Annotated in this window: 27 protein-coding genes and 1 tRNA gene; 15 read left to right on the forward strand and 13 right to left on the reverse strand. The window is 67.8% G+C overall.

From position 1 onward, the window contains the following. Positions 1–328: 328 nt before the first annotated feature. The gene (locus LPC10_RS12965; RefSeq protein WP_231342100.1) at positions 329–556 is read left to right on the forward strand and encodes a hypothetical protein; all 228 of its coding nucleotides are present in this window, start codon (positions 329–331) and stop codon (positions 554–556) included. 108 nt (positions 557–664) lie between these two features. Here LPC10_RS12965 and LPC10_RS12970 read toward each other — a convergent pair whose 3' ends face one another. From LPC10_RS12970 to flgB, 7 genes are all read right to left on the reverse strand, one after another. Continuing rightward, a complete protein-coding gene (locus tag LPC10_RS12970; RefSeq protein ID WP_231342108.1) occupies positions 665–3,400 on the reverse strand; it encodes an ATP-binding protein in 2,736 nt (911 codons plus the stop codon). Positions 3,401–3,573: 173 nt separating this feature from the next. After that, on the reverse strand, positions 3,574–4,641 hold the full coding sequence (flhB, locus tag LPC10_RS12975; protein ID WP_231342110.1) for a flagellar biosynthesis protein FlhB: 1,068 nt from the start codon (positions 4,639–4,641) through the stop codon (positions 3,574–3,576). A gap of 39 nt (positions 4,642–4,680) precedes the next feature. Next, complete coding sequence (gene fliR / locus LPC10_RS12980) at positions 4,681–5,460, reverse strand: flagellar biosynthetic protein FliR (protein ID WP_231342111.1); 780 nt, start codon at positions 5,458–5,460, stop codon at positions 4,681–4,683. Between the two features lie 45 nt (positions 5,461–5,505). After that, entirely contained in the window at positions 5,506–5,772 is a 267-nt protein-coding gene (gene fliQ / locus LPC10_RS12985) for a flagellar biosynthesis protein FliQ (RefSeq protein ID WP_231342115.1), read from the reverse strand. Between the two features lie 66 nt (positions 5,773–5,838). Next, entirely contained in the window at positions 5,839–6,162 is a 324-nt protein-coding gene (fliE, locus tag LPC10_RS12990; RefSeq protein ID WP_231342116.1) for a flagellar hook-basal body complex protein FliE, read from the reverse strand. 5 nt (positions 6,163–6,167) lie between these two features. Further along, positions 6,168–6,578, reverse strand: a complete 411-nt coding sequence (gene flgC, locus LPC10_RS12995) for a flagellar basal body rod protein FlgC (RefSeq protein WP_096485597.1) — start codon at positions 6,576–6,578, stop codon at positions 6,168–6,170. A gap of 21 nt (positions 6,579–6,599) precedes the next feature. Then, positions 6,600–7,016, reverse strand: coding sequence for a flagellar basal body rod protein FlgB (gene flgB / locus LPC10_RS13000; RefSeq protein WP_231342118.1), 417 nt, complete (start codon positions 7,014–7,016; stop codon positions 6,600–6,602). Between the two features lie 334 nt (positions 7,017–7,350). Between flgB and LPC10_RS13005 the strand changes: the two genes are divergently transcribed. Both LPC10_RS13005 and LPC10_RS13010 read left to right on the forward strand, forming a co-directional pair. Beyond that, positions 7,351–8,682, forward strand: coding sequence for a hypothetical protein (locus tag LPC10_RS13005; protein ID WP_231342119.1), 1,332 nt, complete (start codon positions 7,351–7,353; stop codon positions 8,680–8,682). Positions 8,683–8,803: 121 nt separating this feature from the next. Next, positions 8,804–9,898 (forward strand): NAD(P)/FAD-dependent oxidoreductase, encoded by a 1,095-nt coding sequence (locus LPC10_RS13010; RefSeq protein ID WP_231342120.1) that lies wholly within the window; start codon positions 8,804–8,806, stop codon positions 9,896–9,898. On the opposite strand, the gene LPC10_RS13015 is transcribed toward LPC10_RS13010, so the two are convergent. Next, positions 9,899–10,738 carry a transglutaminase family protein gene (locus tag LPC10_RS13015; protein WP_231342121.1) on the reverse strand — a complete coding sequence of 280 codons (840 nt, stop codon included), beginning with the start codon at positions 10,736–10,738 and terminating at the stop codon, positions 9,899–9,901. Between the two features lie 208 nt (positions 10,739–10,946). Here LPC10_RS13015 and LPC10_RS13020 point away from each other — a divergent pair, with 208 nt between their 5' ends. The 11 genes from LPC10_RS13020 (at position 10,947) to LPC10_RS13070 (ending at position 18,620) form a co-directional block, all read left to right on the forward strand. Next, positions 10,947–11,753 carry a heme ABC transporter permease gene (locus tag LPC10_RS13020; protein WP_231342122.1) on the forward strand — a complete coding sequence of 269 codons (807 nt, stop codon included), beginning with the start codon at positions 10,947–10,949 and terminating at the stop codon, positions 11,751–11,753. Between the two features lie 8 nt (positions 11,754–11,761). Next, positions 11,762–11,914, forward strand: coding sequence for a heme exporter protein CcmD (gene ccmD, locus LPC10_RS13025; RefSeq protein WP_108940515.1), 153 nt, complete (start codon positions 11,762–11,764; stop codon positions 11,912–11,914). Continuing rightward, positions 11,911–12,528: a DsbE family thiol:disulfide interchange protein gene (locus LPC10_RS13030; protein WP_231342123.1), complete on the forward strand. Its 618-nt coding sequence runs from the start codon at positions 11,911–11,913 to the stop codon at positions 12,526–12,528. The genes ccmD and LPC10_RS13030 overlap by 4 nt, the downstream gene beginning before the upstream one ends. Before the next feature lie 122 nt (positions 12,529–12,650). Beyond that, positions 12,651–13,394 (forward strand): (Fe-S)-binding protein, encoded by a 744-nt coding sequence (locus LPC10_RS13035; RefSeq protein WP_108940517.1) that lies wholly within the window; start codon positions 12,651–12,653, stop codon positions 13,392–13,394. Beyond that, positions 13,391–14,965 (forward strand): lactate utilization protein B, encoded by a 1,575-nt coding sequence (locus LPC10_RS13040; protein WP_231342124.1) that lies wholly within the window; start codon positions 13,391–13,393, stop codon positions 14,963–14,965. The genes LPC10_RS13035 and LPC10_RS13040 overlap by 4 nt, the downstream gene beginning before the upstream one ends. After that, complete coding sequence (locus LPC10_RS13045) at positions 14,962–15,567, forward strand: LUD domain-containing protein (RefSeq protein ID WP_231342128.1); 606 nt, start codon at positions 14,962–14,964, stop codon at positions 15,565–15,567. The genes LPC10_RS13040 and LPC10_RS13045 overlap by 4 nt, the downstream gene beginning before the upstream one ends. 88 nt (positions 15,568–15,655) lie before the next feature. Beyond that, positions 15,656–16,516 (forward strand): transglutaminase family protein, encoded by an 861-nt coding sequence (locus LPC10_RS13050; protein WP_231342129.1) that lies wholly within the window; start codon positions 15,656–15,658, stop codon positions 16,514–16,516. 391 nt (positions 16,517–16,907) lie between these two features. Beyond that, positions 16,908–17,369 (forward strand): 50S ribosomal protein L13, encoded by a 462-nt coding sequence (rplM, locus tag LPC10_RS13055; RefSeq protein WP_108940521.1) that lies wholly within the window; start codon positions 16,908–16,910, stop codon positions 17,367–17,369. Positions 17,370–17,371: 2 nt separating this feature from the next. Next, positions 17,372–17,857 (forward strand): 30S ribosomal protein S9, encoded by a 486-nt coding sequence (gene rpsI / locus LPC10_RS13060; protein WP_108940522.1) that lies wholly within the window; start codon positions 17,372–17,374, stop codon positions 17,855–17,857. 95 nt (positions 17,858–17,952) lie between these two features. Further along, positions 17,953–18,327, forward strand: coding sequence for a DUF2293 domain-containing protein (locus LPC10_RS13065; protein ID WP_231342130.1), 375 nt, complete (start codon positions 17,953–17,955; stop codon positions 18,325–18,327). Positions 18,328–18,410: 83 nt separating this feature from the next. After that, positions 18,411–18,620 (forward strand): molybdopterin-binding protein, encoded by a 210-nt coding sequence (locus LPC10_RS13070; protein ID WP_231342138.1) that lies wholly within the window; start codon positions 18,411–18,413, stop codon positions 18,618–18,620. A 9-nt stretch (positions 18,621–18,629) separates the two neighbouring features. On the opposite strand, the gene LPC10_RS13075 is transcribed toward LPC10_RS13070, so the two are convergent. Together LPC10_RS13075 and LPC10_RS13080 are read right to left on the reverse strand one after the other, a co-directional pair. Beyond that, positions 18,630–19,508 (reverse strand): aldose 1-epimerase family protein, encoded by an 879-nt coding sequence (locus LPC10_RS13075; protein ID WP_231342140.1) that lies wholly within the window; start codon positions 19,506–19,508, stop codon positions 18,630–18,632. A 60-nt stretch (positions 19,509–19,568) separates the two neighbouring features. Beyond that, complete coding sequence (locus LPC10_RS13080) at positions 19,569–21,359, reverse strand: ABC transporter ATP-binding protein (protein ID WP_231342142.1); 1,791 nt, start codon at positions 21,357–21,359, stop codon at positions 19,569–19,571. A 602-nt stretch (positions 21,360–21,961) separates the two neighbouring features. On the opposite strand from LPC10_RS13080, the gene LPC10_RS13085 reads away from it, so the two are divergent. After that, complete coding sequence (locus tag LPC10_RS13085) at positions 21,962–22,249, forward strand: hypothetical protein (RefSeq protein ID WP_231342143.1); 288 nt, start codon at positions 21,962–21,964, stop codon at positions 22,247–22,249. A gap of 1,040 nt (positions 22,250–23,289) precedes the next feature. Here LPC10_RS13085 and LPC10_RS13090 read toward each other — a convergent pair. The 3 genes from LPC10_RS13090 to LPC10_RS13100 form a co-directional block, all read right to left on the reverse strand. Beyond that, a tRNA-Phe gene (locus tag LPC10_RS13090) sits at positions 23,290–23,365 on the reverse strand. A gap of 114 nt (positions 23,366–23,479) precedes the next feature. Continuing rightward, complete coding sequence (gene yacG / locus LPC10_RS13095) at positions 23,480–23,698, reverse strand: DNA gyrase inhibitor YacG (RefSeq protein ID WP_231347034.1); 219 nt, start codon at positions 23,696–23,698, stop codon at positions 23,480–23,482. Then, positions 23,680–24,351 carry a Maf-like protein gene (locus LPC10_RS13100; RefSeq protein ID WP_231342145.1) on the reverse strand — a complete coding sequence of 224 codons (672 nt, stop codon included), beginning with the start codon at positions 24,349–24,351 and terminating at the stop codon, positions 23,680–23,682. The genes yacG and LPC10_RS13100 overlap by 19 nt, the downstream gene beginning before the upstream one ends. Positions 24,352–24,423 lie beyond the last annotated feature (72 nt).

The raw sequence follows: 24,423 nt of genomic DNA on the forward strand, positions 1-24,423 counted from the left end.
GATAAAGTGGTCTGCGACGATTATGTTACGCCCGATGTGGAAATAACTAACGATTTCCATTTGAAATTGATGAGTGATGATTTTCATAGCTCTCCATAATTTTTTAGACAGCAAAGCAAGATCATATTAAAAAGGTGAAGATCAATATGAAAATAAAAACATAGATGAAGTAAATATGAAAAATCTGCGTATAATTCTGGCTTTGCTTTGAGTTCGGGCCGACACTGTCAAGTTGAATTCTTTCGAAGAGCAATGGTCATGCCCGGCATCTTGATGTCACGTTCAACTCAGAATGAGAAAGCCAGGACATCGACGGTATCTCGGTCGTATGCGTGACGAGGCCATCGTCATGCCGATAGACCGCAATGAACTTCGCGCAATCGAGCAGCTTCTGCGTCAAGCGGAGGAGCGCCTCGAGCCGATTGCCACGTTCAGGCAGCGCACGCTGTTGCAGATGAGCTTGTTCGAGTTGCGGCGCAGCCTCCAGGCCGAGGAAGGGGAAGCAGCCGCTCCAGCCGATACGGACGGGGACGAACCCGACGATCGAGGGGCCTGAGATCTTCCCATCGATCGAGAGAGCTCCGGCCGCAGCAACCGCGGCAGAACGGGGCGACGCACAGGCGCTTCGCTCCGTCCAGCGCTCACTTTCGCTTTCCGGTCGAGATCAGCTCGCCATCGTGCGCTTCACCATCTCGACGAGCTGCTTCAGGCTGAAGGGCTTGGGCAGGAAGTTGAAGGTCTCGCCCTCGGGCAGATTCTTGCGGAACGCGTCCTCGGCATAACCGGAGACGAAGATCACCTTGAGATCGGGATCGTGCTTGCGCAACTCGCGCAGCAAGGTCGGACCGTCCATCTCCGGCATGACGACGTCCGACACCACCACATCGATGCCATCGGCATGCTCCTGGATCAGGCGGAGGGCCTCAATCCCCGAAGCGGCCTCGAGCACGGTGTAGCCGCGTGCCGACAGGGCACGGGAATTGACCGCGCGAACCGGATCCTCGTCCTCGACGAGCAGGACGGTGCCCTGACCGGTATGGTCGGTCGCCGGCTTCGCCGGCGGCTCCGGTGCCCGCGCAACGGGAGGCGCGGCGTCCGTGTCCGGCTCGGTCCGCTTCGCGTCGGTTGTCTCGACCGATTCGGGCTTCGGCTCCGCCCCATCGGATGGGTCGGGCTTGGCCGGCGCGGTCGTATCCCGCCCGGCGATCGCGCGGGGCGGCGGCAGCGGCTCGGGCAGCGCTTCGATGCCGGGCTCGTGGCGCGGAAGGTAGATGCGGAAGGTGGTGCCTTCGCCGACTTGCGATTGCACGTCGATGGCGCCGCCCGACTGGTTGACGATGCCGAACACCGTCGAGAGCCCGAGCCCGGTGCCCTTGCCGATCTCCTTGGTCGTGAAGAACGGCTCGAAGATTTTCTGGCGCACCTCGGGTGGGATGCCCTCGCCGGTATCGGTCACCTCGATCATGACGTGATCGCCCGCCGGAATCCCGACCGGACGCTCGCCGTCGACTGGGCAGTTGGCGGTGCGGATCGTCAGGCTGCCGCCGCCCGGCATGGCATCGCGGGCGTTGACCGCGAGGTTCACGATCACCTGCTCGAACTGATTCACGTCGGCCTTGATCGGCCAGATCTCGCGCCCGTGGCGGAAATCGAGCTGCACGCGCTCGCCGAGCAGGCGCTTGAGCAGCAGCGTCAGGTCGGAGAGCGCCTCGCCGACATCCATCACCTCCGGTCGCAGGGTCTGGCGGCGGGAGAAGGCCAGCAGTTGGCGCACCAGGGACGCGGCCCGGTTCGCGTTCTGCTTGATCTGCATGATGTCCTGGAAGGCGTGGTCTGTCGGCCGGTGGCTGGCGAGCAGCAGATCCGAGTAGCCGATGATCGCCTGGAGCACGTTGTTGAAGTCGTGGGCAATGCCGCCGGCAAGCTGGCCCACGGTGTCCATCTTCTGGGTCTGGGCGACCTGTTGCTCCAGTTGGCGCTGAGCGGTGGTGTCGAGGGCGTAGAGGATCACCCGCTCGCGGTCGCCGTCGCCGGTGGCCTTGCCCTCGGCATCCTGGCCTTGCGTCCCGTCGGCATCCGCCGGGCTCATCCAGACGCGGGCCGAGCGCTCGCCGGGACCGGACAGGCCGACTTCGATCGGATCGAGGCCGCCGAAACCGTTGGCGGCGCGGGCCAGCGCGCCCTCGATGGCGCCGCGGTCGCGCTCCAGCACGGCGTCGCGCATCATCGGGTCCGGCGCATCGCGGCCGGCTTCCGCCGCCGGCTGGCGCGGCATGCCGGCGAACAGCCGCACGAACGAGGTGTTGGCGCGGATGACGCGGCCGTCGCGGTCGAGGGTGGCGATGGCGATCGGGCTGTTGTTGAGAAAGCGGGCCAGCCGCACCTCCGCCGCGCGCTGCGGCTCGTCGGAATCCGAGCCGGCGGAGCGGTTGAGCACGAAGGTGCGCGAGGGGCCGGGCGCCCCGTCCTGCCCGTAGGCGACGCGGTGGTAGAGCCGGGTCGGGAGGGGCTGACCGTTGCGGCGGCGCAAGTCGATGTCGTAGCGATCGGTGCGCACCTCGCCGGGCAATCCAGGAGCGGCCGTGAGCATGTCGGCGCCGGGCGCGATCTCCAAGAGCTTCAGCCCGCCGGAACCCACCGTGGCGAGGTCGTAGCCGAGCCAGGAGGCAAGCGTCGCATTCATGTAGACGATCGAGCCGGCCGCATCGATCGAGAGGAAGCCGGCCGGCGCGTGATCGAGATAATCGATCGCGTGCTGCAGCTCCTGGAAGACGTTCTCCTGGCGCTCGCGCTCGTGGGTGATGTCGCTCACCGTCCAGAGAGCCGCGGAGCCGCGGTGGCGCGGGATCGGCCGCACCGCGATGCGGTACCAAGCGAAGTCGCGATCCGGCGCGCCGCCCGGCGGGGGCGACATCCGGATCTCTTCCGCGTAGGCGCGGTCGTCGCGGGAGGCCTGGGCGAGCCGGTAGACGGCCTCCGACACCTCGGGCGCCCCGACGAAGATGCGCTCGATCGAGCGGAGGTTCGAAAAGCTGTCGCCGCCCGCAAGGCGCATATAGGCCTCGTTGGCGTAGATCATCCGCCCGTTATCCTCGACGACGAGCTTGCCCTCGGGGGCCGCATCGACGATGGCGCGGGTGATGTCGTCGCGGGCGGCCGGGCCGGCGAGCTGCAGCGCGCCGATGGCCAGGGCGAACAGGAAGAACACGCCCGCCATGGCGAGCAGCGCCAGCAGGGCGAGGATGAGCGGCTGCGCCTGCTCGTTGGCGACGAACGACAGCCCGACCGCCGCGCCGACGAGCAGCCCCGCCAGCATCAGCAGCAGGCCGACCCGGCCGGGCCGTTCCGAACGATCGATCGAACCGGACGCCGGCACCGCTGGTCCGCTGACCTCAGCCATCAGGCCCTACCCATCCCTCGCACATGGCCGCCACCCTTTGGCCGCCGCACTCGCTGCTTCGAGCCCTGTGGGTCGTCAACCGCCGCGCCTTGTGCCGGAGCATTGCCGGACAATGGTGCATAAACCGTGGCGCCTGAACGACTTCGCCGTCCCATGCGGAACAGAAATCCGCCTCAGGCGGCCCGGCGGCGCAGGCGAAGCACGAAACCGATCACTTCTGCAACTGCGCGATAGTGCTCGGCGGGAATCTCCTGATCGATCTCAACCGTGGCATGCAGGGCGCGGGCGAGCGGCGGGTTCTCCAGCACCGGCACGTCGTGGTCGGCGGCGACCGCGCGGATGCGCAAGGCCAGCGAGTCGACGCCTTTGGCGACGCAAATGGGCGCGGCCATGCCGGTCTCGTAGCGCAGGGCCACGGCGAAGTGGGTCGGGTTCGTCACCACCACGGTCGCGGTGGGCACGGCGGCCATCATCCGCTTCTTCACCCGCGCCTGGCGCAACTGACGCACCCGGGCCTTCACCTCGGGGCTGCCCTCGCTCTCCTTGTGCTCCTGCTTCATCTCTTCCTTGGTCATGCGCAGGCGCGTGTGCCAGCGGTGGCGCTGATACAGCGCGTCGCTGAGGGCGATGGCGGCGTAAATGGCGAGCGTGCCGCCCATCATCTTGAGCGCGAGGGTGAGGGTGCCCTGAAGCGCCGCACCCGGATCGAGTTGGGCGAAGGATTCCGCCCGGTCGTGCTCGTTCCACAGGATCGCCCCGGCGACCGCACCGACCACGATGATCTTGGCGAGTCCCTTGCCGAAATTGACCCAGGCATCGGTGCCGAGCAGTCGCTTGGCCCCGGCCATCGGCGAGATGCGCGAGAATTTCGGCATCAGGCTCTCGGCGGTGAAGATCGGCCGGTGCTGGATCAGGCCGGCGGCGAGGGCCGCGAGCATGGCGATGCCGAGCGGCACGGCGAGCGCCTTGGCGCAGACCCAACCCGCGCGGAAGGCGACGCCGAGATAGGTGCCCCCATCCGAGGACAGGCTGCCGGCATGTTCGAGGAAGCCGCGCATGTCGCGGGTCAGCCCCTCGGCCACGGGGCGGGCCGAGAGCATCAGGGCGAGGGTGAAGGCCGCCAGGATGAAGAAGGTGTTGATCTCGGGGGAGTTCGGGACGTCGCCGCGCTCGATCGCCTGCTCGATGCGCCGTGGCGTCGGGTCTTCGGTCTTGTCCTCGTCGTCGGTCTCGTCGGACACCGGCTCAGGCTCCCCCGTTCCGGATCGATGCGCGGACGCTCAGCGCCCGAGGAACGCTCCGAGATAGCGGCCGAGATCGTCCAGGAACAGCCCCATGACGAGGCCTAGCGCGCCGACGAGCAGCATCATGCCGATCAGCACCGAGGCGGGCACGGCGAGGAAGAAGACCTGCAATTGCGGCATCAGCCGGGAGAGCACGCCGAGCCCGAGATTGAACAGGATGCCGAAGACGATGAAGGGCCCGGAGATCCGCACCGCCAGGGCGAAGCCGCGGCTGAAGGCGTCGAGGGCCAGCTTGGCGGCGTCCGCCATGGCCGGCACACCGCTCGGCGGCAGCAGGACGTAGCTGCGCCCGATCGCTTCGAGAGCGATGTGGTGCAGGTCGGTCGCCATGATCAGGGTGACGCCGAGCAGGGCCAGGAAGTTTCCGAGCGCGGCCTGCTGCCCGCCCATCGTCGGATCGATGGTCATGGCGTAGGACAGGCCGAGCTGCTGCGAGATCACCGTGCCGGCCGTCTGCAGAGCGGCGACGATCATGCGCACGCACAGGCCCAGCATCAGCCCGATCAGGATCTCGCCGAACAGGAGCCCGATCAGGGCCGGCGCGGCGAGCGCAGCATTGCCCGTCGGCAGCATCGGCCGCACGGTGGGGAACAGCACCAGCGTCACGAGGAGCGCCAGCGCAAGTCGGATGCGGCCGGCGATGAGCTGCTCGCCCAGGCCCGGCATCAGCATGATCAGCGTGCCGACCCGGGCGAAGGTGATGAGGAAGGCCGCCGCGAGGCCGGGCAGCAGCAGCAGGTCGAGCGGCGTGGTCATGCCCGCCCCTCCTACACGCTCGGCCGGGCCCGCGCTGCCGCTGCATTACCCGCCTGCGGCGATCCGGGCGGCGATCCGCGCCATGTAGGCGGACATGGCATCGCCGATGAAGGGCAGCATCAGGAGCATCACCCCGAACACCGCGACGATCTTCGGCACGTAGATCAGGGTCTGCTCCTGGATCTGCGTCAGCGCCTGGAACAGCGACACGACCAAGCCGACGACGAGGGCGACGATCATCAGCGGGCCGGCCACCTTCAGGAAGACGAAGATGCCGTCACGGGCGATGTCGAGGATGGCGAGGCCGGTCATGGGGCTTTCGGCTTTGGCTGTGGGCGGCGGTGTTCCCTCTGCCCGCACGCGGGGAGGGGCCAAAAACTAGATCGGCATGCGCATGATCTCTTCGTAGGCCGAGATCACGCGGTCGCGTACCGCGACCAGGGTCTGGAGGGCGGTCTCGCTCTCGGCCACGGCCGTGACGACATCCACCACGTTGGCCTTGCCCGCCGCCGCCGAGAGGGCGGCGCGGTCGGCCTGCGCGCCGGATTGGGCCACGCTGTCGAGGCTCTGTTGCAGGAAGCCAGTGAAGCCGCCCGGTGCGGTCAGCCCCTGGGCCATGCCCTGAGCGGGCTTCGGGGCGCCGGGGCGAGCGAGGCTCTGGGCGGCACCGTAGGCGCCGGCGGCGAAGGCGGAGGTCGTCATCGGGGCTACGCCTTCAGGATCTCGAGGGTGCGGGAGATCATCCGCCGCGTGGCGGTCACCATGTTGAGGTTGGCCTCGTAGGAGCGCTGGGCCTCGCGCATGTCCATGTTCTCGATGAGCCCGTTGACGTTCGGCAGGCGCACCTCACCGCGGGCATCCGCGGCCGGGTTGCCGGGATCATGCTTGGTGCGGAACGGTGTGGGATCGCGCCGCACCCGGCCGGCTTCGATGACACTGGCGTTCAATTCGCGGTCGAAGCGGCTCGTGAAGGTCGGGATCTTGCGCCGGTAAGGGTCGCCGCCGGCGGTCTGGGCGGTCGAATCCGCGTTGGCGATGTTCTCGGCGATGATGCGCATCCGTCCCGACTGCGCCTTCAGGCCGGAGGCGGCGATGCCGAGGCTCTTGAGGAAATCCATGACGGTCTCCGCTTACCCGCTTCAGCGCTTGCCGACGGCGATCTTCAGGGCGTCGAGGCTCTTCTGGTAGAGCGTGGCGACGAGCTGATAGTCGGCTTGGTTGTCACCGGCCTTCATCATCTCCTCCTCGAGATTCACCCCGTTGCCGGAGGGTCGGACCTCGAAGCCCTTGAAGCGGCGAGGGTCGGCATTCGGCCCGGCGCTCGCCGACAGGCCGATATGCCCGGAAGCGGTGCGGGCGAGGCCATCGCCGCCGACGGAGGCTCCGAGCGGGGCGGCAAGGCCGGCGGAGCCGGCCGAGGGCTCGGCCAGGTCGCGCGGGCGAAACCCCGCCATGTCGGCATTGGCGACGTTCTCGGCGAGGAGGCCTTGGCGCGCCTGATGCCAGTGCATCCGGGTGCGCAGCATGCCGAGCAGGGGCAGGTCGGTGAGCGACATGGTGCCTCGGAGCCGGCGCGGCGGGCGATGAAAGTCGAAGGAGCCGCAGATCCGGACCCGGCAGAAACTGCCGCCAACATGGTTAAGGAGCCGTTAACCCGGCAAATCCTGCCGCGTGCTCACAGTGCCGCACGGCACGTTTCAGGTGCAGAAAGCTCGGTTTCGACCCCACCGAGTTGTTAACGAAGTGTCAGCCTTTGTTGCCGGGCAGCGAGCCGGAGGCGATAATCGCCTTCTGTATTGCGTGGGGCCGAGTTCGCGTCGCCCGCCGGCTCCAGTCGCTGCTGGGCGCCGCGCGCCGACACCGGAGCCCCGACTACGAAAGACGCAGGTCTTGCAAGCGTTCTTCAGTTCCGAGGGCTCCTACGCCCTGCAGTTCCTGGTGATCTTTCTCGTCATCCTGGTGCTGTTCCTGATCGCGGCGCTGCTGTTCATGCGGCTCTCCGGGCGCGGCCTTACCCTCTCGGCGGGGGCAGGTGGTCGCGGGCGCCAGCCGCGGCTCGGCATCGTCGACATCTACGAACTCGACCGGCAGCGGCAGCTCATCCTGCTGCGGCGGGACAACGTGGAGCATCTGCTGCTCGTCGGCGGCCCCAACGACGTCGTGGTCGAGCGCCATATCCAGCGCGGCGCAGGGAGCCGCTACGCCGCGGAGGGCGCTGTCCGCGCGGGCGAGATCGGCGCCGCCGAACCCGGCGGCCTGGAACCGCCGCGCACCGACCCGTTCCTCGACTCGCCGATGCCCCCGACCTTCGCGATGCCGGAGGTGGTGCCGCCCGCCGTTCCCGGCGCGCCGCCCGCGACCGACCGGGCTCCGCCCCTCGATCCCGATCTGTTCGAGCCCGAGATCTCGCCCGCCGACGCACCTTCCCGGCCGGTCACGCCGGTGAGCCGCCTGATGCGGCGCACGGCGCCGCCCGTGGTCAGCCCGCGCCCGGAGCCCGCTTCCCAACGCAACCCTCGACCGGACGCAGCGGTAGCGCCGGAGCCCGTATCCGAGCCGGCCCCGATTATGGCGAGCCGTGAACCGAGAGCGGTCGATCCGGCGGTTCTCTCCGACATGGCACGCCAGCTCCAGGTGGCGCTGAAGCGTCCCTCGTCCGCCGTCACGCCGCCGCCCGCCGGTGCCCCCGAAACACCGCCGCCGGCCCTGAAGCCGGCCGAGCCGGCACCCTCCGAACCCGATCCCGTGGCGGCCGCGATGGCTGCCGTGGCGGCGCCCCGGTCGGTCGAGCCCGTCCGCTCGGCGCCACCGGCGTCCGTTGTGCCGACGCCCGTCCCGGCCAAGCCGGAACCGCCGCCGCAGGCCGAGCCGAGACCAGAGCTTCGGCCCGAGCCGAAGCCGGCGGCGTCCGCCAAGCCCGTCGCGCCGCCGCAATTCGTGGCGCCGTCCAGACCCGAACCGGTCAAGCCTGAATCTCCCAGATCCGAGTCGGCCAAGCCCGAATCTCCCAGGCCCGAAACTCCTAGGCCGGAGTCTTCCAGGCCCGAGTCTCCCAAGTCCGAGCCGTTCAGGCCCGGAGCCGCGAGACCCGAGCCGCCGAAGAGCGAGCCGAAGGCCGAATCAACGGAGCCGCCCGCCGGGGGCCAGAACCCGTTCTCGGTGGAGGAAATCGAGGCGGAGTTCGCGCGGCTCCTCGGGCGCCCGCTCGACAGCAAGAACTGAGACCGACAAGGTCGGGCAAACGATCGGGCGAGCGATCGGGTCGGCTCGTCGCTCCGGGCACCGCCGGATCCTCGCGGCCGGGGAGGATGGCCTGCGTCGTGAGTTATGAGGCAGGCGTGGCATGGAGGCGCTGGTCGTTGGAGCCGGGGTGGTCGGGCTCGCAGTCGCGCGGGCCCTCGCCCTACGCGGCGCCTCGGTCATCCTCGCCGAGGCGGCCGCGGCGATCGGCACGGGTGTGTCCGCCCGCAGCTCGGAGGTGATCCACGGCGGGATGTATTACCCGCCGGGCTCACTCCGCGCCCGCCATTGCGTGGAAGGGCGCCACCGCCTCGTCGGCTTCTGCGAAAGTCACGGTGTGCCCTACCGGCTCTGCGGCAAGCTCATCGTGGCCACGCGGGAGGCGGAGCACTCGGCGCTCGAAACAATCTGTCTGCGCGGCGCCGCGAACGGGGTCGAGGACCTTCGGCTGCTCGACCGGGCCGAAGCCGCCGCCCTGGAGCCGGCCCTGTCCTGCGTCGCCGCGCTCCATTCGCCCGCGACCGGAATCGTCGACAGCCATGCCCTGATGCTCGCCCTCCTCGGCGATCTCGACGATGCCGGCGGCGTGCTGGCCCTCCATACCCCGATCGAATCCGCCGAGCGGCGGGACGGGCGATGGCACGTCCGGTTCGGCGGCGTGGCACCGGGCACGCTGCAGGTCGACGGTCTCGTCAACGCCGCCGGCCTCGGCGCTCAATCCCTCGCCCGACGGATCGAGGGTTTGGCGCCCACTTGCGTGCCCCGTCAGGTGCTGGCCAAGGGCAGCTATTTCGGGTGCGGCGGCAAGCCGGCCTTCACGCGACTGATCTACCCGGCGCCGGTCGAGGGTGGCCTGGGCATCCACCTGACCCTGGATCTTGCCGGCCGCATGCGGTTCGGCCCCGACGTCGAGTGGGTGAACGAGCCGGACTACACCGTCGATCCGGCGCGCGCCGCAGGCTTCGAGGCGGCGATCCGGCGCTACTGGCCCGGCCTGCCGGACGGGCGTTTGATGCCCGACTACGCCGGCATCCGCACGAAACTCAGCGGCCCCGGCGAGCCGGCGGCGGATTTCCGCATCGACGGCCCGCCCGAGCACGGGCTGCCGGGGCTGGTTCAGCTTTTCGGGATCGAGAGTCCAGGTCTGACCTCCTCGCTCTCCCTCGCTGAGGACGTGGCCGATCGACTGATGGCGTGATTACGCCGCCCGCATCAGATCGGCCGACGTCCCGTCCGCCACCGCGTCGGTGTGAACCTCGAACTTGACCAGACGCGCCGTGCCGAAGCTCGTCGAGATCGCGCAATCCGTCGCGTCGCGACCACGCGCCATGACGATCCGCCCGATTCGCGGCGTGTTGTGGCGGGCATCGAAGGTGTACCAGCGCCCGCCGAGATAGACCTCGAACCACGCGGAGAAATCCATCGGATCGGGCACCGGCGGCACGCCGATATCGCCGAGATAGCCGGTGCAGTAACGTGCCGGGATGTTCATGCAGCGGCAGAACGCGATGGCGAGATGCGCGAAATCGCGACAGACGCCCACCTGCTGATGGTAGCCGTCCGAGGCGGTTCGCGTCGCATCCGCCTGCTGGTAGTCGAACCGGATGCGCGCGTGGACGTAATCGACGATGGCCTGAACCCGTCCCCAGCCCTCCGGCGTATGGCCGAAGAGCTGCCAAGCGGACTCGCAGAGATGGTCGGTGTCGCAGTAGCGGCTCGCCATCAGGTAGAGCATCACCTCGTCCGGCAGCGCTTCCACCGGCACCTGGACCGCCTCGGGCGCGATCGTGTCGGGCAGGCCCGTATCGGCCACGAGGAAATCCGCCGAGATCGAGAGGCGCCCGGCCGGCGCGACGATGCGGGTGCAGACATTGCCGAAGGCATCCAGCGTCTGCCGCTGCGGGACCGGCGGATCGAAGCGGATCGTCTCCGGGCTGCGCAGATCGCCCTGACGCGAGGGGTGGACGCTCAGCAGCAGCGACATCGGCGTCGCGGCGTCCGTCTCGAAGGTGATGTCGTATCCGGTCTTGATCAGCATGGAACGGCCTGCAACGTGGTCTTCTCATCCCGAAATGCTGATTTCGCGCGGGACAATTCGGTAAGCGTCGATATTGCGAGCCGTTCCGCTTGATCCCTGCCCAAATGTTCCGCAGCGCGTCGACTTGCGCGCCATCCGCAGGGGAGGGAGGTGCCGGGACATTGACGCGCATTGCTGCTGCAGCGCACTCGGCGGTATGGAAGCGGCCATGTGGACCGCTCTCTGGAACCGTCTCGCCCATCCGGGCCACTTCCTGCGCTGGACGGGCGTGGCCATGCCGTGGCTCGCCGCCGCCTCGGCCGCGCTCGTCGCCTTCGGACTCTACCTGACCTTCTTCGTCGTGCCGCCCGACTACCAGCAGGGCGACACGGTGCGGATCATGTACGTGCACGTCCCCGCGGCGATCCTCGGCATGGGCTTCTACGCGGCGATGACGCTGTCGGCGATCGGCACGCTGGTCTGGCGCCATCCGCTTGCCGACGTGTCGCAACGCGCCGCGGCCCCGATCGGCGCGGCCTTCACCCTGATCTGCCTCGTCACCGGCTCGCTCTGGGGCAAGCCGATGTGGGGCACCTACTGGGTCTGGGACGCGCGTTTGACGTCGATGCTGGTGCTGTTCCTGATCTATTGCGGCATCATCGCCCTGTGGCGGACGATCGAGGATCCGAGCCGGGCGGCGCGTGCGGTTTCGATCCTGACGCTGGTCGGCGCGGTGAACCTGCCGATCATCAAGTTCTCGGTGAATTGGTGGTCCACCCTGCACCAGCCGGCCTCGATCCTGCGCATGGGCGGCTCATCGATTGATTCTTCCATGCTCTACCCGCTGCTCGAGATGGTGCTGGCGATGACCCTGCTCGGCGTCACCCTACACCTTCAGGCGATGCGCACCGAGATCGACCGCCGCCGCGTGCGCACGCTGCTGATCCGGCAGGCCGAGCGGCTCGATGCCGGTGCCGAGGGCGCCGTCCCGGTCACCCGCGCGGCCGCGCCCCTTCCCGTCGGACAGGCGATCTGAGCAGAGCCATGGACCTCGGACCCTACGCCCCCTTCATCGCCGGCTCCTACGGCTTCGCCGCCCTGGTGCTCGGTGGGCTGATTCTCAACGGCTGGCGGGACGGGCGGGCGCAGCGCCGCGCGCTCGCCGAGCTGCAGGACGACCGGGGAGGCCGCCCATGAACGTGCGAGCTCCCGGAGCGGTGCCGCCCGGCGGCGAGCGTCCCCGCCGCTCGCTCCTCGTGCTGCTGCCGGTTCTCGTCTTCGCTGTGCTGGCGGTCGCCTTCTTCGTGCGGCTGCGCTCGGGTGCCGATCCCGCGGCGCTGCCTTCGGCGCTGATCGGTAAGCCGGTGCCCGCCTTCGCGCTCCCGCCGGTGAGCGGCCTTCAGGCCGACGGCAAACCGGTGCCGGGCCTGTCGAGTGCCGACCTGAAGGGGCAGGTCACCGTCCTCAACGTCTTCGCGTCGTGGTGCGCGCCCTGCCAGGTCGAGCATCCGATGCTGATGCGGCTGGCGCAGGAGCCCGGCATCCGTCTCGTCGGCATCGACTACAAGGATCCGGGCGATGCGGGCCGTCGCTGGCTGGAGCGCAACGGCTTGCCGTTCGCGGCGGTCGGCGCCGACACGAGCGGCCGCGCCGGCATCGATCTCGGCGTCTACGGCGTGCCGGAGACCTTCATCATCGGGCCCGACGGGGTGATCCGCGACAAGCTCGTCGGCATCGTGACGCCGGAGAACTATGCCAGCGTGCTCGGCCGCATCCGCGCGGCTGGCCGGTCCGCGCCCGTGACGAACTGACCGACGCGACTAGGCAGCGCTTGGAAACCCGAGATCGCGGGCGTATGCAGCCAGTGCCGGCTTGAAACCGTTCCAAGGTGGACAAGTCGCGCAATCGGCTGAAACCGCGATCAAAGAGCGCCATGCGGATCGGGCTATTCGTTCCCTGCTACGTCGATGCCTTCGAGCCGGAGGTCGGCATTGCCACGCTGGAGCTGCTGGAGCGCTTCGGCCTGACCGTCGAATATCCCTACGACCAGACCTGCTGCGGCCAGCCGATGACCAACACCGGCTGCCACCAAGAGGCGGCCGCGACCGAGGCTTTGTTCGTCAAGAATTTCTCCGGGTTCGACTACGTCGTCGCCCCGTCCGGCTCCTGCGTGCATCAGGTGCGCGAGCACCTCACCGCAATCCCGCAGACCGATGAGGTCAAGGCGGTGCGCGCCAAGACCTTCGAGCTCGTCGAATTCCTGCACGACGTCCTGAAGATCGAGGAGCTGCCCTGGGCGGCGTTTCCGCACAAGGTCGCCTACCACTCGAACTGCAACGCGCTGCGTGGCATCGGCCATGCCCGACCGACCGAGCTCAATCGTCCGTTCTTCTCGAAACCCCTCAACCTGTTGAAGAAGGTGAAGGGCCTGGAGGTCGTTGACCTGACCCGGCCCGACGAGTGCTGCGGTTTCGGCGGCACTTTCTCGGTGTTCGAGCCGGCCGTCTCGGCGAAGATGGGCTACGACAAGGTGACGGATCAGGCCCGGGCCGGCGCCGAATACGTCGTTTCGGCCGATTCCTCCTGTCTGATGCATCAGAAGGGCTGCGCCGAGCGCCTCGGCGTCCCGCTGAAGTACATCCACATCGCCCAGGTGCTGAACGGAGCCGCCGCATGAGCACCGACGACCTGACCCCGCGCCAGACCGGAGACGTGCTCCACCGCGAGGTGCGCGCTCCCTCCGACGAGAGCGAGCGCGGCCCTGGTGGCGAGCGCCTCCAGCACGCCGAAGCCACCTCGAAGCCGATCCGCGCCGACGCGCCCCGCGAGCCACAGCCCCGTGGCGCCAAGGTGCGCGGCAATCGGCCGATCGATCAGGCGGAGGCCGCCGAGCGCTTCCTCGCCGCGCCGCTCCACCAGAAGGCCCATGACGAGCGCCTCTGGGACGTGCGCCGCAAGCGCGATGTCGCCGCCCACGGCATCCCCGAATGGGAGGAACTTCGCGAGCTTGCCTCGCAGATCAAGACCCACACGCTGACCCATCTCGACCACTACCTCGAACAATTCGAGGCGGCGGCAAAGGCCAACGGTGTCCACGTCCACTGGGCCGAGGACGGGGCGGCGCATAACCGCATCGTCCTCGACATCCTGAAGAAACACGGCGCCAAGTCGCTCGTGAAGTCGAAGTCGATGCTGACCGAGGAGTGCGGCTTCCGCCACTTCATGGCCGCCCACGACATCGACGTGATCGAGACCGATCTCGGCGAGCGCATCCAGCAGCTCGACGACGAAGAGCCCAGCCACGTGGTGATGCCGGCGGTCCACAAGACCCGCATCGACGTGGCCGAGGTGTTCGCCCGGACGCTCGGCACCGACCCCGACAACGACGACGCCCACTACCTCGCCGAGAGCCAGCGCGAGACCACGCGTCCGCTGATCCTCAAGGCCGATGCCGGGCTGACCGGCTGCAACTTCGCGATTGCCGAGACCGGCACGGTGGTGACCTGCACCAACGAGGGCAATGCCGACCTCTCCGGCAACGTGCCGCCGCTGCAGATCCACTCGATCGGCATCGAGAAGCTGATCCCACGGGTCGAACATCTCGGCGTCTTCATACGCCTCCTCTCGCGCTCGGCGCTGGGCTCGCCGATCACCCAGTACACTTCGCATTTCCGGGGGCCGCGGGCCGGCACCGAGATGCACATGGTGCTGGTCGATAACGGCCGTTCCGAGCGGCTGGCGATGGAAGAGTTCTGGACCTCGCTCAAATGCATCCGCTGCGGCGCCTGCATGAACACCTGCCCGGTCTATCGGCGCTCGGGCGGGCTCTCCTACGGCGCGACCTATTCCGGCCCGATCGGCCTCATCATCGATCCGACCTTCAACAAGCGGAAATACTCCACCCTGCCGTTCTCCTCGACCATGAACGGCTCCTGCACCAACGTCTGCCCGGTGAAGATCAACATCCACGAGCAGATCTTCGCGTGGCGCAAGGTGCTGGCCGAGGAGCACCAGATCCCGCTCTTGAAGCAGGGCATGATGAAGGCGGCCGGCGCGGTTCTCAGCCGCCCGGCGGCTTACCGCGCCGCGATTCAGACCGCCGACTCGGCGCTCCGCGTGCTGCCGCGCTTCGCCGTCTACAATCCGGCCAACACCTGGGGGAAGAAGCGCGAGATGCCGCACGCCCCGCGCCAGAGCTTCCACGCTTGGTACCGGCAGAACCGCATGAAGAAGGGGAGCGACGCGTGAGCGCCCGCGACGCCATCCTCGCTCGGCTGCGGACCAACCGCCCGGTCGGCGACTTTCCGCTTCCCGAGGTACCGACCTTCGCGCCGCTCGTGGGCGACGACCACGTGGCCGAGTTCACCGAGCGCCTGGGCAAGATGGGCGGCCGCGTCGAGCGGGCCGGCCCCGCTTCCGATCCCTTCGCGACGGTGCGGTCGCGCTTCGATGGAGCGCGGGTGATCGCCTCCGCCGTGCCGGAATTCGCCGGAAACCGCGATCTCGCGGCCGTCCGCAAGCCGGGTGATCTGGCCGATGTGGACGTCGCGGTGGTGCGCGCCCGCTTCGGCGTGGCCGAGACCGGTTCGGTGCTGTTCACGCAGGACGACCTGATCGTGAACTCGGTCGCCTACCTTGCCCAGCACCTGATCGTGCTGCTCGATCCCGCCGATATCGTCGTGAATATCCAGGCGGCCTACAAAAGGCCCGACTTCGCCCAGGCAGCCTACGCCGTGCTCCATACCGGACCGTCGGCCACCGCCGACATCGAGGGCGTGCTGATTCACGGGGCTCAGGGCGTCCGCTCGCTCACGGTATTTCTGTTGCAGCGCAAAAAAGAGGCAGCCTGAAAGCGGAGCCCACGGACCGTTTCAGCGTTTGCGGCCAAATGCCTCGTTCAAGCGAGGCCGCGCCCCCGCAAATTTCCGGAGACCGACCGTGCGCTTCAAGCTCGGCTGCAGCCTCGCCTACGAGGTAAAGAGTCCGACTACCTTCATCTTCAATGTCGAGGTTGCGCATCTGCTAAGCCTCGACATCGTCGGCGAGAGCCTGACTCTGTCGCCCGATCTCGCGCGCCGGGTTTACGTCCATCCCGATCAGAAGAACCGCTATCTCGGCGTGAACGTGAAGCCTGGGCCGTTCTCCCTCGACTACAATGCCGAGGTCGCGCTCAGCGTGACCCGCGCCGATCCGGCGACCATCGGTGAAACGCCGGTCTCCGAACTGCCGCTCGATATCTTGCCCTTCCTTCTGCCGAGCCGCTTCGTCTCCTCCGATCGGCTGACGCCTTTCGCTCAGGCCGAGTTCGGCGCGCTCCCGAAGGGGCACGAGCGGGTCAACGCGATCTGCAACTGGATCCACGACCACATCGCGTACCAGCGCGGCGCCAGCGATGCCGAGACGACCGCCGACGAGACGCTGCTCAAGCGGGCGGGCGTCTGCCGCGACTTCGCCCACCTCGGAACCGCCTTCTGCCGGGCGCTCGGCATCCCGGCGCGCTTCGTCAGCTGCTACGCCTACGGTCTCGTGCCGCGCGACTTCCACGCTGTGTTCGAGGCCTATCTCGACGGACGCTGGTGGCTGTTCGATGCGACGCGCCAAGCCCATCTCGACGGGCTGGTGCGGATCGGTGTCGGACGGGACGCTGCCGAGATTGCCTTCTCGACGCCCTTCGGCGCGATGGAGCCGACCGGCATGGAAATCCGCATCGACCGGGCCGATGGCGGTCCGGAGCCGGCACAGCGGACGGTCGATGCCATCTCGACTGAGGCGCCGGCCCCGCATGCCGGCGCTGTGTGATCACGCTTTGCGATCGATGGTCGAGGCAAAAAATGAAATTTTTTGCATCGACGACGGATTAACCGGCAGGATCGTCCGTCTGTCTTGATGTTCGGGTTATCCGGACGAATCTCCAACTCAACCCGCCCGGTCCCATCCGCGGCGGGTTTTTCTTGTTCTCACCCCGATGCCGGGAGGCCGCGCAGATGATGCGCGACACCACCCGAGATATGTGGTATCAAAATACCGTAAGGCCAAGCGTCTTCGTTTCATTACGGTTTTCTGCGTTCCGAGCTGGGATCGCGCCTTGACGCCGCCGCAAATCCTCCGTAGTGACCCTTCCGCACGCCGCTGCGTCCTCACCCGACGCGGCGGCGCCTTGTTTCAAACGTCACCGGCACGGGAATCGGCCATGAAGACCACTTCGCTGAAGCCCGCCGACGTCGACAAGAAGTGGGTCGTGATCGACGCCGAGGGCCTCGTCGTGGGCCGTCTCGCTTCGATCGTGGCGATGCGCCTGCGCGGCAAGCACAAGGCCGCCTACACGCCCCACGTCGATTGCGGCGACAACGTCATCGTCATCAATGCGGACAAGGTGAAGTTCACCGGCCGCAAGTACGACCAGAAGGTCTACTACCACCACACGGGCTATCCGGGCGGCATCAAGGAGCGCTCGGCCAAGTTCATCCTCGAGGGCCGGTTCCCCGAGCGCGTGGTCGAGAAGGCTGTCGAGCGCATGCTGCCCCGCGGCCCGCTCTTCCGGCAGATCCTCGGCAACCTGCGCGTCTACAAGGGCGCCGCGCATCCCCACGAGGCCCAGCAGCCGCAGGCGCTCGACGTCGGCTCCCTCAACCGTAAGAACGTGAGCGCTTGATCATGGCGACCCTTCAGTCCCTCGCCGATCTCAATCGGGCGAACACCCAGACGAGCAACCCCGAGAACGAGGCGCCCGTCCACGTCCAGAAGCTGGACGCCCAGGGCCGTGCCTACGCCACCGGCAAGCGCAAGGACGCGGTCGCCCGGGTCTGGATCAAGCCCGGCAACGGCACCGTCGTGGTCAACGGCCGCCCGGTCGAGACCTACTTCGCCCGTCCGGTGCTGCGCATGATCCTGCGCCAGCCGCTGGAGATCGTCGGCCGCGTCGACCAGTACGACATCACCGTCACGGTGAAGGGCGGCGGGCTCTCCGGTCAGGCTGGCGCCGTGCGCCACGGCCTGTCCAAGGCCCTGACCTACTACGAGCCGGAGCTGCGCTCGCCGCTCAAGCGCGAAGGCTTCCTCACCCGCGATCCGCGCGTCGTCGAGCGCAAGAAGTACGGCCGCAAGAAGGCCCGTCGCAGCTTCCAGTTCTCGAAGCGCTAAGACGTTTCGTCTGCAACGATTTTGGGGGGCGGGGCCGCGAGGCTCCGCCCTTTTTCGTGTCCTGCCGTTTTCCCGCATCGAGGCGAGACTGTCGCATGAAGAGGGGAGGGAGCCCGGACCGTCCGGCGGAGGCCGCAGCAATACCGGATCGGCGCACCCTGGTGACGCAGGCGCTGGTTCGGCTCGCCCCGCGCCTGCCGGATTTCGAGGCGGAAACTGTGGTGGACCGGGCGCTTCGAAGTCCCGGCCTGCGCGGCGCCGTGCCGGAGAACGCGGCCTGGCTCGCGCTCACGGCCTTCGCCCGCCACGCCTTCACCGAGTACGATGATCTCCTCGATGAGGGCTACGACCGTGACAGCGCCCGCCACTTCGTGCTCGACGACATGAACGCGATGCTGGCCGAGTGGGGCTGCCGCCGCCGCGTCTCCGAGGAGGCCGAGGCTGGCGAGGACGAGCTCCCTGAAGAGTGAGGGATAGGCTGGCCGGCGCCGCTTGCCCGACTGCCGGCACTGGGGCAGGGAGAGCCTTCCTCACAATCGAAGAAAGGTCTTCCATGAAGCTCAGCGCGCGCAACGTCCTCAAGGGCAAGGTCGTCGCGGTCGAGAAGGGCTCGACCACGGCGCATGTGAAGATCGAGATCGCCAGCGGTCAGGTTGTCACCTCGGCCATCACCAACGAGTCGGTCGATGCGCTCGGGCTCAAGGTCGGCGGCGAGGCTTACGCCGTGATCAAGAGTTCCGACGTCATCATCGCCGTCGACTGAGCGTTAGGCTCACCCTTCGATCGCGAGGGCGATTCCGTGCCGGGCGGTTGCGCCCGGCGCCAACAGTCGCTGCGAATCGCGCTCCGCCAGTGCGCCGTCGAAGTCGGCCCAGTCGGCATGGCCGGTCCAAGCTTCCAGCGACAGGAACGGCGCCGTCGGCTTGGTCCAGACCGCGAGATGGGGAAAGTCGTCCATCCGCATGGCGATGGCCCGGCCGTTCGGCGCCTCGAACCGCATCGAACGGCTGCGCGCGTTCAGAAAAGCCAGCGCCTCGGTGAACAGCTCCGGATCCAGGTCGAGCCGCGCCCCATCGAGGGGCAACGCACGCTCGCTGCGCACCAGTAACCCACCCGCACCGACCTCTGGCACGAACGGCCGCTCGGCCTCTTCGAACAAAACCGTGTAGCCGCCGCCGGCACGGCGCTCGCCGTCCGCGAAGGGCCAGGGGAAAGCGGGGTGGAAGCCGAGGGCGTAGGGCAAGGAAGTCTCGCCCGGATTCTCGACGCTGATCTTGAAATCCAGCGCCCTGGGGGCGATGCGGGCCTCGATGGTGAGCCGGAACGGGAAGGGGTAATGCGCCCGCGTCGCCTCGTCGTCGCTCAGGCTCAGGGAGACCGCATCGTCGCTCCAGCCGACGACGGCGAAGGGGAGGTCGCGGGCGAAGCCGTGCTGGGCCATGGGATAGCGCCGGCCCTCGACCTGCACCTCACCCCCGGCAGAGGCGCCGACCACGGGGAAAAGCCACGGTGCGCTCCGGTTCCAGTGCTCCGGATTGCCGTTCCAGAGGTATTCGCGGCCTTCGACCTGCCAGGAGACCGGCTCGGCCCCGCGCAGCGCGATCCGCGCCGTGCTGCCGTCCCCGGCCCGAATCTCGACCGTCTCGCCCATGCCGCTCTCCCCCGTGCCGCTTCTCTGCCTGGAAGCGATAGCCGGGCCGAAGCGGGTCCGCTACCGATCCTGCGCCGCGACGGCTTTGTCGGGCGGGGCAGGCGCGGCCGATTCCGCGATCACCTGCGAGGGCGGCCCGGAGGCGACGATCCGCCCATCCTCGACGACATGGATCGTGTCGGCCCGGCGCAGTGAGGTCAGGCGGTGGGCGATCATGATGATGGTCCGCGTTCCGCCAAGCGCACCGAGTGCTTCCATCACCGCGGCCTCGGTCTCGCCGTCGAGCGCGCTCGTCGCCTCGTCGAACACGATCACGTCGGGGTCGTGATAGAGCGCGCGGGCGATGCCGATGCGCTGGCGTTGGCCGCCGCTGAGCCGCGCGCCGCGCTCCCCGACACCGGTGTCGTAGCCGTCGCCGAGGGCGGCGACGAAGTCGTGCGCACCGGCGAGCCGCGCGGCGCGTTCCACGGCCGCCCGGTCGAGCCGATCCGGCTCGATGCCGAGGGCGATGTTCTGCGCGATGCTGCCGTCGATCAGGAACACGTCCTGCGGCACGTAGCCGATCCGGTTCTGCCAGGCCGGAAGGCTCTCCGCGTCGAGCGGCCGGCCGTCGATCAGGATGCGCCCTTGGGTCGGCGTGAGGATACCGAGGATCAGGCCTACCAGCGTCGATTTTCCCGAGCCGGTGCGGCCGACGAAGCCGATTGTGGTGTGGGCCGGGATGGTCAGATCGATGCCGCGCAGGGTCGGGCGGCCGGGTTCGTAATCGAACGTGACGCCGTCTAGGCGGATCGTCTGTGTGAACGGCAGCCGTTGCGTCGTGCGGGCAGGGCGTTCGCGCTCGCCTGCCAGCGCGTCGACGATCAGGCGCACGCCGGGCAGGTGGAAGCGCAACTGCGAGACGGAGGTGAAGATGTTCTGGAAGGCCGGCAGCATGCGGTAGCCGGCGAAGGCGAACAGGCCGAGCAGCGGCAGCATCCCCGCCGTGTCGATGCCCTGCGTCAGCGCGAACAGAACCACGGCGATGACGCCGCCGAAGGCGAGCGATTCGATGACGAAGCGCGGCAACTGCCCGGTCACCAGACTGGAGGCGAGGGCGTGGGCATAGGAGCGGGCGGGGGCATCGAAGCCGCCGGTGAATGTCTCCGCGCGGCCGTAGAGCTTGAGTTCAGTCAGCGCTCCGAAGGTTTCCTGCACCACGCGGTAGCGCCCTTCGTTGCCCGCCACCGCCCGCGTGCCGAGCCGGGCAAGCCGCGCCCGCATCACCAGATAGATCGCGACGTAGAGCCCGCCGAAGCCGCCGCCCAGGATCAGCGCGAGCCGCGGCTGGTAGGCGATGAGGAAGATCACCACCGCCAGCGCCGAGGCGCCGCGCGAGGCGATTACCATTGCGGGCGTGAGCACGCCCACGACGAGGCGGTCGGTCTCGCTCAGCACGTTCTTGGCAAGTTCGGCACTGTTGGCATGGGTGAAGAACAGCCGCTCGCGATCGACGTAGCGGGCGAGCAGGCGCCGCGCGAAGTCGTACCCGATCAGGTGCGCGAATAGGAGTTGAGCATAGGCGAAGGCGGCATTCACCGCGCTGGTGAGCAGGATCGCGGCGAGCGCGGCGAACCCCGTGGCCAGAAGGAAGGCACGGTCGTCGCCGAGGCCGAGGGCATCACGCAGGGCGGCGAGCGAAGGGATGCGCGCCGTCGCGCCGGGATCGCCGACCAGGGTGAGAAAGGGCAGCACCGAAGCGACGCCAACCACTTCGAGGAGGGCGGCGAGCCCGAGGCCCAATCCGAGCCATGCGAGCCGCCGCCGATCGCGCCGTCGCATCACCCGCAGGAGATCGAGGAGGGTCCTCAAACGGTCACCGGGCCCAAGAGGGGCGCGTTCGAGAGCGCGGGCAGACGCCGCGCTGACGGACGAACACGCGTCAAGCGCTCCGGGCTGCTATAGGTTCGGAGCGCCGCTTAAGTGGTTGATGACAAACGCACCCTTCGGCCCGTCTGTCACGGGCTCGGTCTGTAGCACGGCGGGCGCGGGGGGCGTCAAGCGGATGCCGCAGCGTCGCAGCGATCCGCGACAGAACTCGGGAAACACGCCACTTAGTTGATCGAACCGACGCCGTATTGGAACGGTGCGAGCGGTGATGGCCGGGCGGGGTGGGAAGCGCATCATCCGCCACGACAACAGCATCGAGCCGCGGAACCGGAACCTTGGCGGTACGTTCTGCAAGTATGGAACACTATAGATCCGTCTTCGCCACCGCCGCCGTAATGGTAATCGGCCTTGTTGCGACCTCTCCGCTCATCGCAGAGCAGGATTCGGGTCCGTCGCGCCCGTTGCGTGCTGCCGTCGATGCCGTCTCTGGCAGCAGCGACGGGTGGACCGATCCGCCCCGGCATCGATTGAGCCTGGCAGCCGCGACGGATGCGTCGGCGGAGAGCCGGAGCGAAGCCGGCGTCATGCCGTCGCCGCGGCCCGCGAGCTTCGCCCTGCTATCGGCTGAGACGGCGGCCCTCCTGGCGGCCGGCGACTTCGTGAAGGTGGACGCCGCGCAAAGGGTTCAGGCGGTTCGGCGCCACCGTGCCGCTAAGGTCGCGAGCCGAACCCGTCCGGCAGCGGCAGTCGAGACCACCGCCGAGACGAGCGCTCCGGCTCAGCCGACGACGGCGACGCAGCCGCAGAAGGCCGCCCGGATCGATCCGATCGGCGACATCCTCCGCGGTCTCGGGATCGGACAAGATAGCTGAAGGACGAAGACCAATGTAACGACGGTCTTATAACGGCCAATCTGCCGCACGGCACAGGCCACAGTTTTCGCTCGTTGGTTTCGCGACAGTCCTCGACCTCCGCTGCGGAGCAACGCCCATGATCCTCGCTGCTGCCATCATGCTGATTGGTGCCCTCGGCGCGATCGCCATCACACTCGCTGCGCGTCCGAGCGCCGATCGATATCTGAAGTGGTGATCCACTGACCGCGGTCTGGCGCCGAACGATCGTTTGAAACCCCCCAAGCCTCTCCCACGTTATGGCTGCGTACTGATGACGCGGAGATCCGGCTGTGGCGGCAATTGTGATGGTGGCAGGTGTTGTTGGAGCTGCAGGAACCCTCATCTGCCTGATGCCGCGGCTCGACTCGTTCTTCGAGTGGTGATGATTCTGGCCGCTTGAGCAGCGCGATTTCTTTAGAGCCAGCGTTAGTGTCTTGTTGAGTGTCGGCAGCGTTGGGTTTAGTCGTTTAGTCTGTGCCAGCTGAGCGCGTTCGAAATGTCTTGCCGCGATACGCGGTACTGGTAGCTCATCATCGACCGTCGTTGATCAGCAAGAGCTTGGAATTGCGAGATTCCGACGATGACGCAGAGGCGGTCGAACGAAGAGCCTCGCCGCGTGGGGTAACTCGCGTCCGCTCCGCAAGGCAAGGTCGGCTGAGAAAGAACTTTTTTCACGACCTTAGCAGCTTGAGCGAAACCACATGAAGAATCCTGCCCTCAGCCTCTGGCTCTCGTCAGTCAACTGGTGGATGGCCCAAGCGACGAATGCCGCTCGACTGCAACAACGGGCCGCACTTAAGGACATGCTGAAGCCGGCATCGGGCGGTGCTCGCAAGCCAAAGCGGAAACGCGTAACGGCGAAGCGCAGAACCTTCTGACGAAGCAGAGGTGACCTGAGCCAGCGGACGCTCCGTCGCGGCTCCGTCGCTCGATCAGCGAGACGAGTCTCGCAATTAGATCAACCTACGCAAATATTTTGAGAGATTGGACTTCTGAGTCGCGCGGGCGCTTCAGATAAATGGTGCCCAGGGACGGAGTCGAACCGCCGACACTGCGATTTTCAGTCGCATGCTCTACCAACTGAGCTACCTGGGCAACCGCCGCGTCGCGCTGCGTCGTCGGCTGGCGGGGGTATAGTGAAGGGCTTGGAGCCTGTCCAGCCTCTCATGGGTCCGAGGCGAAGCTTTTTTGCCGAACACCGGTTTCGCCTCAGCGGGAGCGATCCTCCTCATCCGAGCGGGGTGACAGGAGCGACTCCTCGTCGTCCGGGCCGGGAATGACGTAGCGTTCGCCGAGCCAGCGGCCGAGGTCGATGTCGGCGCAGCGTGGTGAGCAGAACGGCTTGGTCTCGGGGTTTGCAGGCTTGCCGCAGATCGGACACGGCGCGAGGCCCTTCTTCACCGCCTGCGTCACGACGCAGCTCCCCAGGCTCCGCGTACCGGGAATCCCTCACCCTCAAGCAAGCTCATCGTCTCGTAGAGCGGCAGTCCGACCACCGCGCTGTGCGAGCCGACGAGCTTGACGACGAAGGCGGCGGCCAGCCCCTGGATGGCATAGCCGCCGGCCTTCCCACGCCACTCGCCGGAGGAGAGGTAGCCCTCGATCTCGCGGTTCGACAGGCGCTTGAAGCGCACGCGGGTCTCGACCATTCGCTCGCGGCGGCGATCCTTCGGCGAAAGGATACAGACGGCGGTGAAGACGCGGTGCGCCCGTCCCGAGAGCAACCGCAGGCAGTCGGCCGCCTCGTCGAGCAGTTCGGCCTTGGGCAGAACGCGGCGGCCCACGGCGACCACGGTGTCGGCCGAGACGAGATAAGCCTCCCGCAGATCGTCCCGGCGCCGCGCCGCAGCGCCTGCCGCCTCCAGCTTCTCGCGGGCGAGGCGGCGGGCCAAATCGCGCGGCGATTCGGACTTGCGCGGCGTCTCATCGAGATCGGCCGGCAGGAGCGCATCGGGTTCGATGCCGACCTGTTGCAGCAGAGCGAGCCGGCGCGGCGAGGCCGAGGCCAGCACGAGAGGTGGCCGGCCCGGGCTGCCGGGAAACTGTGGCTTCAAGGCGTCGGTGGTGAGAAGCTCGTTCATCCGCGTGGTCTTACGCACAAGCCCGCCGCCACCGCAACGCGATGTCGGCCCACGGACACGTTCCGAGGCTTG

This window comes from Methylorubrum sp. B1-46 (genome assembly GCF_021117295.1).
In the GTDB taxonomy this organism is placed as follows: Bacteria; Pseudomonadota; Alphaproteobacteria; order Rhizobiales; family Beijerinckiaceae; genus Methylobacterium.